The organism is Sulfitobacter sp. PS-8MA (assembly GCF_040933935.1).
Taxonomy (GTDB): Bacteria; Pseudomonadota; Alphaproteobacteria; order Rhodobacterales; family Rhodobacteraceae; genus Sulfitobacter.
Window position 1 is genome coordinate 396,541 of record NZ_JBFQYJ010000006.1, and the last position, 12,691, is coordinate 409,231.

At 56.4% G+C, this 12,691-nt stretch carries 12 protein-coding genes and 1 pseudogene; 3 read left to right on the forward strand and 10 right to left on the reverse strand.

What is annotated here, in order from left to right:
• Positions 1–235 precede the first annotated feature (235 nt).
• On the reverse strand, positions 236–643 hold the full coding sequence (locus AB4M76_RS05910; protein ID WP_368440882.1) for an HGGxSTG domain-containing protein: 408 nt from the start codon (positions 641–643) through the stop codon (positions 236–238).
• Positions 644–884: 241 nt separating this feature from the next.
• Between AB4M76_RS05910 and AB4M76_RS05915 the strand changes: the two genes are divergently transcribed.
• From AB4M76_RS05915 to istB, 3 genes are read left to right on the forward strand one after another with little or no spacing between them, the layout of a single operon-like run.
• Positions 885–1,133, forward strand: a complete 249-nt coding sequence (locus tag AB4M76_RS05915) for a MobA/MobL family protein (protein WP_368440883.1) — start codon at positions 885–887, stop codon at positions 1,131–1,133.
• A 59-nt stretch (positions 1,134–1,192) separates the two neighbouring features.
• The gene (istA, locus tag AB4M76_RS05920) at positions 1,193–2,692 is read left to right on the forward strand and encodes an IS21 family transposase (protein ID WP_368440290.1); all 1,500 of its coding nucleotides are present in this window, start codon (positions 1,193–1,195) and stop codon (positions 2,690–2,692) included.
• Entirely contained in the window at positions 2,689–3,420 is a 732-nt protein-coding gene (gene istB / locus AB4M76_RS05925) for an IS21-like element helper ATPase IstB (RefSeq protein WP_108485421.1), read from the forward strand. The genes istA and istB overlap by 4 nt, the downstream gene beginning before the upstream one ends.
• A gap of 199 nt (positions 3,421–3,619) precedes the next feature.
• Here istB and AB4M76_RS05930 read toward each other — a convergent pair whose 3' ends face one another.
• From AB4M76_RS05930 to AB4M76_RS05970, 9 genes and pseudogenes are all read right to left on the reverse strand, one after another.
• A complete protein-coding gene (locus AB4M76_RS05930) occupies positions 3,620–4,606 on the reverse strand; it encodes a hypothetical protein (RefSeq protein WP_368440884.1) in 987 nt (328 codons plus the stop codon).
• A 26-nt stretch (positions 4,607–4,632) separates the two neighbouring features.
• Positions 4,633–5,532 (reverse strand): glycosyltransferase family 2 protein, encoded by a 900-nt coding sequence (locus tag AB4M76_RS05935; RefSeq protein ID WP_368440885.1) that lies wholly within the window; start codon positions 5,530–5,532, stop codon positions 4,633–4,635.
• Positions 5,533–5,536: 4 nt separating this feature from the next.
• Positions 5,537–7,165, reverse strand: coding sequence for a glycosyltransferase (locus AB4M76_RS05940; RefSeq protein ID WP_368440886.1), 1,629 nt, complete (start codon positions 7,163–7,165; stop codon positions 5,537–5,539).
• An 82-nt stretch (positions 7,166–7,247) separates the two neighbouring features.
• Positions 7,248–7,619: pseudogene (locus AB4M76_RS05945) on the reverse strand (replication initiator protein A); the annotation flags it as partial.
• 452 nt (positions 7,620–8,071) lie between these two features.
• Positions 8,072–9,250: an AAA family ATPase gene (locus AB4M76_RS05950; RefSeq protein WP_368440887.1), complete on the reverse strand. Its 1,179-nt coding sequence runs from the start codon at positions 9,248–9,250 to the stop codon at positions 8,072–8,074.
• Positions 9,251–9,644: 394 nt separating this feature from the next.
• Complete coding sequence (locus tag AB4M76_RS05955) at positions 9,645–9,794, reverse strand: hypothetical protein (protein WP_368440888.1); 150 nt, start codon at positions 9,792–9,794, stop codon at positions 9,645–9,647.
• Positions 9,791–9,979, reverse strand: coding sequence for a helix-turn-helix transcriptional regulator (locus AB4M76_RS05960; RefSeq protein ID WP_368440889.1), 189 nt, complete (start codon positions 9,977–9,979; stop codon positions 9,791–9,793). The genes AB4M76_RS05955 and AB4M76_RS05960 overlap by 4 nt, the downstream gene beginning before the upstream one ends.
• A gap of 171 nt (positions 9,980–10,150) precedes the next feature.
• Positions 10,151–11,122 carry a hypothetical protein gene (locus AB4M76_RS05965; RefSeq protein ID WP_368440890.1) on the reverse strand — a complete coding sequence of 324 codons (972 nt, stop codon included), beginning with the start codon at positions 11,120–11,122 and terminating at the stop codon, positions 10,151–10,153.
• Positions 11,119–12,411, reverse strand: coding sequence for a tyrosine-type recombinase/integrase (locus tag AB4M76_RS05970; protein ID WP_368440891.1), 1,293 nt, complete (start codon positions 12,409–12,411; stop codon positions 11,119–11,121). Before AB4M76_RS05970 ends, AB4M76_RS05965 begins: the two co-directional genes overlap by 4 nt.
• Positions 12,412–12,691: the final 280 nt, after the last annotated feature.

The following is a 12,691-nucleotide window of genomic DNA, read 5'->3' on the forward strand; positions in this document are numbered from 1 at the left end:
CGGGTTCGACAGTGGCGTTTGTTGTTGAAGCCGCGCCGAAGCGCATCTCGCAAAGTTGCTGACATGAGCTATTCCCCCAATAGGGATGAATCGCAGATTCAGGTTTCAAGGGAATCGCAACGATTCAAGTTCTGGGCGGATGCTCTAGCGAGGCCCATGTCGTGTTCGATTGTAATGCGCGGTTGGTTTGTCTCTCCTTCCCGCTGTCTCAGCTTAGGGAGAAGCGGCGGTCTGTTCAGCTTTTTATAGGTGGATCGCCTACTCGCCACCTTTCCCATCTTTTCCGCTGGGAAGCCGCAATGCGATCCCGTCCTTCGAGCGTCTTTGGCCCCGTCGAGAGGCCTCCATGGGATCTGCAGCGTTGTTTCCCGGGGACAACCTTTGTTTTACATGCAGTACCATTTACGAGCTTGGCACCACAGCGCGGAAGTTGGTCATTAGGTAGAGGTTGTCGTCGCTCATCGAGGCCGATCTCTCTGAGGCGCTCACAGCTGCGTTCGAGACATTGAACGCAGGCTCGTCGCTTGCTTGTATGCCAGCCCGATGTGAACGGGCAAATACGCCACCAAGGGCGTTCTGGCTCAGAGGAGTTGGCGTGAGCAGCCTTAGTCAATTGAGCGATAAAGTTTGGCGGTCGTCCCATGCTTAATGTTAGCTTTTGTCATCACTTGAGTAAAACCCTAGCCGCGGTTTTGATGTTGTTAGCAATTGATACCGTAGAGAAACTAAGGTACATTGCCAAGGCAATGTGTGAGGTCTCAACGGGGTAAACCCCAAGGCGACGCCATTCCCCCTTGCCGCTTGCGGCAACATGGGGCGGCGCTTCGCCCGCCCCAAACCCCACCAGACCAGGGCAATGCTCTGGACCAACCGCACAGGCTCCGATGGCGATCTATCATTTCTCCGCAAAGAGAATCTCCCGCAGCACGGGACGCAGTGTCGTTGCGGCTGCCGCCTATCGGACAGCCGAGCGCATCGAGGACCACCGGCAAGGGTTGGAGCATGATTACTCTGACCGCTCTGGTGTCCTGCACACCGAGATCCTCGCCCCTGACGGCACACCCGAAGCCCTGAGGTGTGAATCGGCGTGCGAAATTGACCCACTTGGGTGGGTTATGAGCGTGCAAAATTGACCCACCTGCCACGTTAGCATCCGCGCTGAATAGCGCGGAGGAATGAGCAGGTGATATTGATGGAAAGTGTATCGAAGATCCGTCGTTGGATATTGGTTGAGGGTCGCAGCATCCGATCTGTGGCGCGGGCAACCGGTTTGTCGCGGAACACGGTGAAGAAGTATCTGAAGGACGACAGTCCACCGAGCTATCAACGGCAAGCGCCACCGACCCGGCATAAGCTGTGCGATGGATTTGACGCGCGGCTGCAAGAGCTTTTCGAGCAGGATCACAAGCGCCCGCGCCGGGAGCGGCGGACGGCCACGAAGCTTTACGAACAGCTCGTCTCGGAAGGGTATACTGGGTCCTATTCTCCGGTTCAGCGATTTATCCGAGACCTCAAACGTGCCGATGCTGGATCGGGAGAGGCGTTTATCCCCCTGCATTTTGCTGCCGGTGATGCGCTCCAGTTTGACTGGAGCGAAGAGCGCGTTATTCTCGGTGGTGTCGAGCAGAAGGTAAAGGTTGCTCACTTCCGCCTGTGCCATAGTCGCAAACCTCTTATCGTAGCCTATCCCGGCGAGAGCCAAGAGATGGTGTTGGATGCTTTTGTACGGGCGCTGTCCTTCTACGGCGGGGTTCCGCGACGGGTGATCATCGACAATCCCAAAACGATGGTGACCTATGTCTCCCGCTCGAAGGACCGGGTGTTCCATCCGCGGTTCTTGGCGTTGATGAACCATTATGTGATGGAGCCGGTTGCCTGCACCCCCGCGTCGGGTTGGGAGAAAGGTCAGGTGGAGAACCAGGTCCATTTTTTACGAGGCCGATTGTTTGTTCCCATGCCAGCTTTTGATGATCTGGATGGGCTGAACAACTGGTTGCGTCTGCGCTGCGAGGAATTGGCAAGCCGCGCCCATCCTGATCAATCGTCCCGCACGATTGCGGAGGTTTTTGAAGATGAGCGCGCCGAGCTGCGCCCCCTGGGGCGGGCTTTTGATGGTTATGTGGAAAAGACGGTGCGGGTCCGTTCCACCTGCCTGGTTCAATATGCCAGCAATCGCTATAGCGTGCCTTCCCGGTTTGCAGGCCAGCATGTCTCCTTGCGCGCCTATGCGAGCCGGATCGTGCTGGTGTCAGGCCAGGACGTTATTGCCGAGCACAAGCGTCGCTTCACCCGCAACGTCAGCTACTTTGAGCCTTGGCATTATGTTCCTCTACTGGATCGCAAGCCCGGCGCTCTGCGCGACGGCGCCCCTTTTGTGGACTGGCAACTGCCTGAGGCCATGCATCGGATCAGGGAGCATTACATGGCTGGCAAAGGCGGGGACCGGGAGTTCGTCGATCTGCTTCTGCTGGCCCAGGACCACGGAATCGAGGTGGTGGAGACGGCCTGCGAACTGGCAGTTGAACAAAACACGTTGCGCCTTCCTGCCATCACCAATTTGATCAACCAGTTGGTGGAGCCAATCATCACGCCGTTGAATGAGGGTAATGTCTATCCGCAGCTGACCGTGCGGCCCGAGGCCGACTGCAAGCGCTATGAGGCGCTCTGCTCGGCCGAGGAGGCTGCCGCATGAACGCTCTCATCGACCAACTCACCGCCTTGAGGCTGCATGGAATGGCAGCTTGCGCCCATGATTTGCTGTCCGCGCGCAAGCCACCAAGTCTGACCACAGCGATAAAGCAACTGATCGACGCGGAAACTGTAGAGCGGCGAGTGCGTTCCATCCAGTATCAAATGCGCATCGCGAAGTTCCCCCATCATAAGGACTTCGCCACCTTCGATTACGGCGCGGCCGCGGTGAGTAAGGCCCAGATCGAACCCTTCTGCTCGGGTCAGTTCACCGAAGAGGCGCACAACCTCATCCTGGTCGGCGGAACCGGGACAGGCAAAACTCACATCGCCATCGCGCTTGGAACCACATTGATTAACAACGGCAAGAAGGTCCGCTTCTTCAACGCGGTCGATCTGATCAATGCCCTGATCAAGGAACAGGCCGACGGCAATGCCGGGAAGATCATCCGGCAGCTGTCTGCCCTGGATTGCGTCATCATCGACGAGTTAGGCTACATCCCGTTCCCGAAATCCGGCGGCGCGTTGCTGTTCCACCTGATCAGCAAGCTCTACGAGAAAACCAGCGTCATCATCACCACCAACTTGGAGTTCGGGGAATGGGTCGCTGTCTTCGGTGATGCCAAGATGACAACTGCGCTCTTGGATCGCGTCACGCACCACTGTGCCATCATCGAAACGGGCAACACGTCATATCGCTTCGCTCAGAGCAAAAGTCGCAGAGAAAAATAGCCACGTCGCAAGCAAAGCCCCCAGACGGACTCGCTATATGAGGGCGGTCCGCCTGGGGGCTTTGTCACCCAATAGGCGGGTCAAAATTAAACGCTGAAACCGGGTCACTTTTAAACGCTCATTGACAGCCACGCCAAGGCGTTCAACACGATGATCGTGGCCCCGCACGGTCCTGTCGAACCGCCTGAAGAAATAGCCCTCAGGGCTTCTTCAGGTCGTTGACGACCTCGGACACGAAGGGCGAGACCAGCCGCGTCATCACCTGCGACGAGCCATAGGGCAGCGCGGGCGTCGTCACCGGGGTGTCCGCGGCGGGCAGCGGTTCCAGGAACAGCTGCCCGCGCCTGAAGAAGCGCTGTGCGATCCGGCGGTTGCCCGGTTCGAACTGTTTCATGATCGCCGTGCGCTGGTCGTGCGGGATCATCAGCGTCGCCGGCTTTTCGGAGCGCACGTGGCGGTCCACCGCCTCGGCCATGGCGATCAGACGCAGGCGCAGCTGCATCGGCGCTTCGATCAGTGGAAGATGGCGGACGAATTCCGATACTTCGGGCGTCAGGCTGATGTTCTCGCCACCCGCCTTCACCAGCGACGCGGCATTGCGAAACCCGAACTGCTTGCAGAAGGCCGCGATGGGGCCGCACGGCATCTGGCTGCGCTCGAACACATAGGGTTTGACGCTGCCATCGCCGAAGACCTGCTCGATATGATCGATATAGGTGGCGTAGTCAATCCAGTGGAAATCGGCCCGGCGCTCCAGGAACTCTGGCCAAGGCATGTGGCAGTAGCGGCGATCCCACTGGCCCTTGACGTTCTGCGCCCACCAGCTCTCCAGCCACAAGTCCTGGCGGCGCATCGCGAAGATCACCTTCACGTCGAAATGGTCGGCGAAGGCGCGCAGCGGGCTGAGGTCGCGGCGCATGCTGACATCCTCGTCGCTCATGATCAGCGTGTGGATGGGCACGGGGTGGGCGCCGGCGCGTTTGACCAGGTCGGCCGCGACGGCCTTGGCGGTCGTGTGACCGAAGAAGATGTCGTTGAAGGTGCTGATATGTCGCTCGACCCCCAGAGGATAAAGAAAGCCCCGGTCGCGGAAGGTCTTCCAGTTGCGGTACATCGTAGCCTGGATGGCGGTCGTCGCCGTCCGGTGGACGCCGATGTGAAGGTAAAGGGTTCTGCGGTCGCTCATGGGTAGGTCGTCTCGGTCAGGATGTATCAGAAGCGGTCGATGGCGGGGCGGAAGCTGAGACCCTTCAAGATGGCCCCGTAGATGCCGCGCCGCATGCGGCGCGGCACATGTCCCTGCTTCATCTGCCGACGCACGCCATAGGCATAGGCCAGCACCCCCACAAGTCCCATCTCGCGGCGCCGCCACGAGGTCTCATTGCGGGCGCCGTACTTGAACTTCCACAGGCTTTTCTCGTCGACTAGGCTGAAGTTCACGCCGCGGTTGTCGGGCGTGTCATGCACGACAACGCTTTCGGGCACGAAGATGCCGGGATAGCTGCGCGCGATGCGGCGGGTGTATTCGGCGTCGTCGAACCAGATGAAATATTCCGCGATGGGCAGGCCGTGTTCGGTCAGCGCCCATCGTGGTATCATCACTGATACGAAGGAGCAGCTGTCCACCATCACCCAAGGACGTCCGGGCTGCACGAAGCGCGCCCAGTCCCAGACTGTACGCGGGCAGTTCATTTCACACAGCGACCCGTCGGTCCACTCAACACGCGAGCAGGCGAAGCTGGGTCGCCATCCGTTCTCGGACTGAAAACGGGTTAGCCCTTTATAAAGATATTTAATTGCATCTGGTTCGGGGTAGGCGTCGTCATCCGAGATCCAGAAATACTGCGCGCCCATCTGATAGGCCGCCTTCATCCCGGCATGGAATCCGCCCGCTCCGCCGACATTCTTGGACAGCTTCAGATACCGGATAGAAGGGCTGTCTTTTGCGCGTGCCTTGACCAACTCGGAAGTATCGTCAGTTGAGGCATTGTCTACGACTAGAACGATATCGGGGCACATGCTCTGTGCCATAAGCGCATCCAGCACCTTCATTAGCTTGTTCGACCGGTTGAAGGTTACGATCACCGCCGCAGTTTTGTTAAGAACATTCATTGGTTCAGTTCTCTTTCGCGTCTTCGAAAGCCGCCTGATAGATGGGTTTGAGTACCTCTTCGGCAGTAGGATCGGCCGACAGTTTGAGCCATCTTTTGGCCAAGCCATCCTTCTGGCGCTGTAGAAACTCCTTGTCGTGCCACATGCGGTCCACAGCGAAGACAGTTTGACGCACTGTCTTATGAGGAGGCAGGGGGACCAGCAGATCGTCGGGCAGTAATTCGTCCTGTGATCCCACACGAGTCGAGATCGGGATGCAGCCATGTGCGATCGCCTCGTAACAGACCAGCGCAAGCCCCTCATTGTTCGAGGGCAGAATCAGGATGTCGGATCGTTCGAGCAGTGCCGGAACATCCGTGTTTCCTGGCATTTGAGTGACCTTGGCTCCCAGACCATAGCGGCGCAGCAGACGAGTAACAGTACCCTCGAAAGGGCCTTCGCCAACCATCGTGGCGCTAAAATCGACCCCGTTCTTGTTTGCCCAAGCATCCAGAGCGCGCAGGATCTCGACAGCAACGACCGGGCGCTTCTGGTAATACATCCGTCCGATGAAGGCGACGTGCAGGCCCTTCTGTCTCGCTTTCAGCCTCAGCTCGGGCATAGGGGCCGCGTCTTCAACACGGTTTAGCATCCTGCCAAGAACAACCTTGCTGACAGGTGCATTGAATGCCTCTTGGAGATAGGTCACCAACTCACCGCTTATGACATGCTGCATGTCGAGATAGTTCGACCATACGCCTGATATTCTAGGATACCCGCCATCCACATATTCCACGATATGTGTGCTGTCGAGCGTCTTCACCCAAGGCAGACGCGATCGTAGTAAAGGCAGCATCTCATAGAGCGGTATGCAATGATGGTTATGGACAAGCGTGATGTTTTCCTCCAGCACCAGCTTTTCGACAAAATGCGCCCAGAGGTAACCCGGCAGCCAACGGTCTACCCGAATAAAGGTCACGTCTGGATGATCAGGCAGTTTATGTGCCAAGCGCTGGATCGATGGTACGCAGGCTACGACGAAAACACGCAGGCCAGTTTCAAGAGCCCAGCGGATCGTGTCGAAGCCCAGCTTCTCGGCACCGCCGGTTTCCAGCCAGTACATGCCGATTAAGGCGGCAGGACGCTTGTCTGTGACCGGACGCTGTGGTTTCGGCAACAGTTCGGTGCCATCTCCCAACGGTAGAGACCTCATCAAATGATGCTTTGATTTGTGCAGGCGCCGCATTTCCGCTTGGAAACGAATATACTCATAAGCCAGTGTATTCACAGCGAACAACGGGCGCAGCCTATTATGCGGTTGCCATGGTGCATCAGTTTGTTTTTGTTCGGAAGGAAGTGCCTGGCGCGGGATCGATATTTTTACCGTTATCTCGGGAGAATCTTCTCGAAGTCCGGGCCGTTTTACAGTTCCTAAAAAATGTGGGCTCAGGTCTCGTGAATTGGGTGTATAGGCCCCCTCGATTATCTCTGGGTGGGACCAGATAGCACTTTCGCCCATATAGATAAGATAATGCAAATTTTGAGTCGGAAAAACGCGTTCATAGATGGCGCGCATTTCCTTAATTTCATTTTCAAAATCATAGGCAATTGTGGAATCGACAGATTCTGATCTGGACGGTAATGACATGTGCATGAAGCTCCAAATTCCTGAGGGGTACACTGTGGACTTCAGTCAATCAAAGTGCTTAGGGTCAGGACTTCGGTAACGGGGAGGTCTCAGTCAAGCGTTTTCGGCATATGCCTTCGACCGCCTGGTTGCTGATTTGATTGCAGTTTCTTTTTGTGCCGTACATCAATCTCTCTACCTCAGTTTCTTTTGTAGCTTTGCCCCGGTTCTTGCGGTGCATGAGCTGGCTCACGCAGAAAATCAGAATGTCCTTGTCGAAGATCGTGGGCAGGCCGACCCCAGATGGCACGATTCTCAGTCGGTTGTTACCCCCGCGATATTCTAGGTGGCGCATGTCTGGCTTGGTAGCGAGTGAGAATAGCGGATGCTCCATCGAGGCCATGTCGTCCTTCGGCACCATATCCGAAATGTCGAGGATAAAGAAGTCCTTCTGGGGATGTCTGTCGGGCAGAAGGGGCATCCATTTGCCTTGGTCTAGTTTGTTATATCTGGAACCAGCATCATGCAGCGGGCTAGGTTCGTCAAGTTCGTTATATCAGGACCCGATTTGAGCTCATTTTCGTTCGTTAGTTTCGGAACCCAGATTCGTTAGTTTCGGAACCCTATAGATAGTTTCCTTTTATGGTATCAGTGAGTTAGTGACGTTTTTTGGCCCCGTAACTGGATAGTTTCACTATAGTGAACAGGCGTTAGGTGATCGGGACAATCAGCGCAACAAAGTGAGCTTTTCAACGGTATTGATCCTTACCGTCCGCCATATCGCGCACAGCGAGCGTTGCCTCGCCCAGGGGCAAACAGGTGATGTGTCCCACACCACCCCGCCCGCCCCGTTAGGGGCGGGGTGGTGTGGCGCCTGTTTGTAAGGGTATTTGCCCCACCTTGCCCCACCATGCGTACAGGGGGGGGTGGCAGTCATACGGTCGCCCATTCGCCTACCTCCAGACAGGGGCGTTCAGTGCGCTTTGCGTCCCGCAGTTTGACCTTTGTTAAGGCTCCGGATTTCAGCCACTCCTCGACCATTTTTTTAATGCGCTTGCGGTCTGCCGTAGAATCCAACCCCAACACCTCGGCTACGGTTACGCCGGCCCAGTCATTGCCTGCCTGGTCAGAGTAGCGCCGTCCCTTGCCTTCAAGCGCTTGTTGCACCTTCAACAGATCATCGACCGACACGCCGTCGAACGTATCGGGCCATTTCCATACCTCTACCACGCCAACATTATCGCCGTTGGCCAGAGGCACCGAAGCCATGCGCCGCCATTCACGCTCTCCAACGGGCGCAAGGTTTGCTTTGTCGCGGGTTATAGCAAAGTAGGTGGCAGGGTCAGTCAGCACCCCAGCCTCCCCTTTCTTTTGATTGCTCATCTTGTTCAGAACCCGACCAGATCGCGCCGCCGCCAGTAGGGCAGAGGCTCCGCGTCCGCTTTCGGTTGTCGCTTCCTCGCCATTGGTCTTGCGGGTGTGGTGGACTAGTTCGATTGCACAGTTGCACCGATCCGCCAGACGCGCCCATTCCTTTGCTACAAGGTCGATAGCGCAATTGTCGTTCTCGGAGGTTTGATGCGATGACACGAAAGGGTCGATCATCAGCACGTCAATCTTCCGCGCCTCGATCTCCATTGCCAGCGCATCAAGTTCCGGTTTGATGATCTGGACGCCCTCACGGGTCTGTATAGCCGTACTCAGGGAGCGTTCCCGGCCCGTGTCCACATAAAGCCGCCCTGCGATTTCATCGGGGCTGACCCGATGGTGTTGCATGGCCGCGATAATGCGCCGATCCAGTTCGTCTCGCGGGTCTTCAAGGTTGTATATCCAGACCTTTAGGCCCTTGGCGGTCCAGTCCCCCAGCAATTGCCGCTCGGATGCCATCGCTAGCCCTTCACAGATCGTCAGTGACGATTTCCCGACGCCGCCGGGGGCAACCGTCACCGAAACTTGTTTGCGGATCAGATGACGCCCATAGACCCACGGGCGCGCGGGGATGGAGGACGGGTCACGCCAGACAAATTTTGTAGGCAGTCGGTCCCCTCGATCATAGGGGGACTCTGCCCGGTGCGTGTCAAGTTGCATCGCCATGTCAGAGAAATCACACATTATGCCGCTTCCTTCCTCTGCACATGGTGAAGGAAAGCCATCTTCCGACCGCGCGGCATAGCTCGGAACGTCGCAAGACAATAGGCTTCCAGTTCCTCGGGAGAGGCTATGCCTACCCAATATGCTGCTTCTTCCATCGGAGAGAGAAAGGGCGGTAACGGTGTGCCGGCGCCATGTATGACCGTGTTTGCGACTTTGCGCATATGATCTCTGTCAAGCGTCCTCAATGCAGCCCATGCGAGCGCCGCGCATACCTCGGGTGTAAGGCGAGCTTGCCAAACCGCAGAGGCCGCTTCCCATGCTTCAAAGCGGTCGATCGTGAGCGCGTAGCCAAGCACTCGGGTTGCCCCTAGGTGAGGCCGCGTCATAAGTTTGGAAAACGAAGTGCTCTTGCTCATGACGCGATCCCCCAATGCAGTGCGATAATAGGGTGGCGTTCCGCCATTAATGCGGTATCATTCGCGCGAAGTTGACCAGCTTCATTTGTGTTTTGAGCGTCGTTGCGGGTTCCAGCCGCAACGACGCTTTTCTCTTTGTCCATCATGTCGCACCGCCTTTCTTGGCGGTTTCCCAGGTTTCCAGATCGGCCAGCTTCCAACGTGTGCAGCCGGGCGAGAGCATGACTGGCTTCGGAAAGTTTTCGTCTGTCTTGGCCCAGCGCCATGGCGTAGACCGGTGGACGCCGTAACGAGTGGCTACCTGAGTATCGGACAAAAAGGTGTCGGGCATGCGATGCACTCCAATCGATTGAGATTAGAAGCAGCATGGCGTTAAACTAGCTCTGGATTAATGCCTAAAAGCAATAGCTTATGCGGGTCGTGCTTTTTGGCGTAGGTGGATAGGCGGATAGTCAAAAGAACGCATTGTGCCTATCCGATGAACCTGATTCTCGCGAGCCGCCTAAGCGGTTTTTGTCGGGAACAATCGTCGGTAACGCGCTTGGAGAGGTTTTCCTGCCTCTCCCCGTCTTATCTCTCCAAGGTATTCTTCAACTTGTTTTTGTCCCTGTGACCAAAGCTTCGGCTCTTTTTTCACGGCTTCATCCCTAGCAAGTGCAAGCAGGTGCTTAATCCCTAGCGTCTTGTGGACATCCGGGTTGCGCTTGGCGACGTTTTCCAATGCTTCCATCAGAGAAGAGACGCGTTTTCTTCGCGCATCTGCGGACTTCTCGCTGCCCTTTTTCCCCGCGTTTTTTCGCATTTCTCGTGACTTATTTGCCTCGGCCTCAACGCCCATCGCAAGAGATTCCAGCTCACGAAGGAAGTACCCAGCGGAGAAATCATCTTGGGTGACGTAATAGTGAAACCTGCAAGCGGCAGCGATATATGCGGGAGATGAATGAGGCAGATTTAGTGTGCAATACTCGAACTCGGCGGACTTGCCCCAAACGCCATTGTGTATTGCTTTAAGCTCTTCGATCCTCGAGCTGCCAAGAAACTCCTGCACAGCTTGTGACGGCTCTTCGCCGCGTTGGTCAGTGATGCCTGCCTTTTGCAATACATTATATATTAGAAAAGATTCTGGGTCAGCTGGGGATGCGAAGCCGTGTGTTAAAACCTGATCTATTTGTCTTCTAACGAGGTCTTGCAGTGGAGGAGCGCTGTCAAAGAGGCCCTCTCTTACAACTGCTCCGACTGGATACCTGTCGGAGAAGATCTGAGCCTCATCTTGCGAGGAGAAAACAAAATATCTAACTGTCTGCGGGGTCATACCCGTGCGGGAAGTAATCCAGACTATCCACACGTCGCTTCGCTCGCCACCATTCAACTTGGCAACCCAATCGGGGAAGAAGCCACCGGTCGGTGAATGATGGTCGATGCGTACATCCTCAATTATGGTTTTTCGCGTCGACGCGCTGTAATCGTTGGTCATCCAATCCTCACTACTGCTGCTCCTGCTGTGTCTTTCCCACTTAGATAATCCGCCCACGCAGCCATCATTGCGCGGCGTTTCTCAACCATATCGCCGCGCCGGTAGGATGCCTCCACGGCATTGCCTACCTTGTGCGCCAGCGCCACCTCAGCCATATCACCCGGGAAATGAGTCCGCTCCGCTACCCAATCCCGAAACGTACTGCGTAGCCCGTGAGGAACGGCTGGGCGCTTGCTCACGCGGTCGACGAAGCCTGTGCCACCAGCGCTAATATCTGCGACATGCAAGCGCTTCATGGCAGCACTAAGCGTCATGTCAGACATCTCCCCACCTCGGGGGGCGGGAAAGGTGAGGGGATTGTCTTGCATGCGGGGCAGGGACGCCAATAACGTCACAGCCTCCGGTGTGAGCGGTACACGGTGTTCTCGTTCCATCTTCATGCGGGCCGCCGGGATAACCCATAGCCCCGCCTCTAGATCAATTTCCTCCCAAGCAGCTCCACGCACCTCTTGAGATCGGGCGGCTGTAAGCGCCGCAAACTCCAAAGCCCGCGCCCCCATGCCGTCACGTTGACGTATGGCTGCAAACCACCTAGGGGCATCCTCGATCTTTACTGCCGGCTGGTTCTTCTGTTTTGCGATCTTTGATACGGCGGGGAGCAGTTCTTTCAAGTTGCCGCCCCAGCGCGCTGGGTTGTCGCCGATACGATGTCCAGCCACTGTGGCCCAAGACAGTACGGTCTCAATACGTCCGCGAAGCCGTGAGGCGGTTTCAGTTTTGCTATGCCAGATCGGCTCCAGAACCCTCAGCACGTCCTGCACGGCTATTTCGTCAACCGGCATCTGACCCAGCTCTGGCATGGCGTAGGTCTGCAAGGTGTTCTGCCACTGCTGGCGGTGCTTGAAGTTCTTGAAGGCGTCAAGTTTCGCAGCAAGACACTTGTCGGTCGCTTCTGCGAAGGTCAGGCCGCGACGCCGTGCGGACACCAAAGCTGCCTGGGCTGCTTTGCGCTCCTCCACGGGATCAATGCCACGCCGTATCAGATCTTTGGCTTCTCGTGCGCGCTCACGAACCTGCGCCAAAGTTACATCGGGAAAGCCGCCCAAACCGATTTCTCGGCGCTTTCCGCCTACGGTTGCGCGCAGAAGCCAAGTTCGCCCGCCATTAGGGGTGATTTGCAGCATTAAGCCTGAGACGCCTCCCACTGCGAATGTAGCATTGCGACCCGTACCAGGATGCTGCAATCTTTTCACTTCAAGCGCCGAAAGCTCTTTGGCAACGCGCGGCATAAGAATACCCTTCTACCTACCCGCCTTTGAGCATGCTGCCTATTGCAGCTCACCGCAACAGAAAGCGACATGAAAGCTGATAAATATTTTGTAAAGCTCTGAATTTTATTACGTTTTGCAATGTGATGCGACGGAGTGATGGCGGGCTTCGTCTCCGCCATTACCTTATGTAATGTCGTTATGCGACAGTGGCTTGCTTCACTTCGGCTGCCTGCCGCGCCCAATCTGTTCGCCATTTGAGCTTTGAGTAACGCAGGAAATGGGCCTTCGCCTGAGCTTA

Bases quoted from the DNA above. Each gene is read 5' to 3' on its own strand.
- AB4M76_RS05910 (WP_368440882.1), bottom strand. From the start codon at position 643: ATGGGACGACCGCCAAACTTTATCGCTCAATTGACTAAGGCTGCTCAC.
- AB4M76_RS05915 (WP_368440883.1), top strand. From the start codon at position 885: ATGGCGATCTATCATTTCTCCGCAAAGAGAATCTCCCGCAGCACGGGA.
- istA (WP_368440290.1), top strand. From the start codon at position 1,193: ATGGAAAGTGTATCGAAGATCCGTCGTTGGATATTGGTTGAGGGTCGC.
- istB (WP_108485421.1), top strand. From the start codon at position 2,689: ATGAACGCTCTCATCGACCAACTCACCGCCTTGAGGCTGCATGGAATG.
- AB4M76_RS05930 (WP_368440884.1), bottom strand. From the start codon at position 4,606: ATGAGCGACCGCAGAACCCTTTACCTTCACATCGGCGTCCACCGGACG.
- AB4M76_RS05935 (WP_368440885.1), bottom strand. From the start codon at position 5,532: ATGAATGTTCTTAACAAAACTGCGGCGGTGATCGTAACCTTCAACCGG.
- AB4M76_RS05940 (WP_368440886.1), bottom strand. From the start codon at position 7,165: ATGCACATGTCATTACCGTCCAGATCAGAATCTGTCGATTCCACAATT.
- AB4M76_RS05950 (WP_368440887.1), bottom strand. From the start codon at position 9,250: ATGTGTGATTTCTCTGACATGGCGATGCAACTTGACACGCACCGGGCA.
- AB4M76_RS05955 (WP_368440888.1), bottom strand. From the start codon at position 9,794: ATGATGGACAAAGAGAAAAGCGTCGTTGCGGCTGGAACCCGCAACGAC.
- AB4M76_RS05960 (WP_368440889.1), bottom strand. From the start codon at position 9,979: ATGCCCGACACCTTTTTGTCCGATACTCAGGTAGCCACTCGTTACGGC.
- AB4M76_RS05965 (WP_368440890.1), bottom strand. From the start codon at position 11,122: ATGACCAACGATTACAGCGCGTCGACGCGAAAAACCATAATTGAGGAT.
- AB4M76_RS05970 (WP_368440891.1), bottom strand. From the start codon at position 12,411: ATGCCGCGCGTTGCCAAAGAGCTTTCGGCGCTTGAAGTGAAAAGATTG.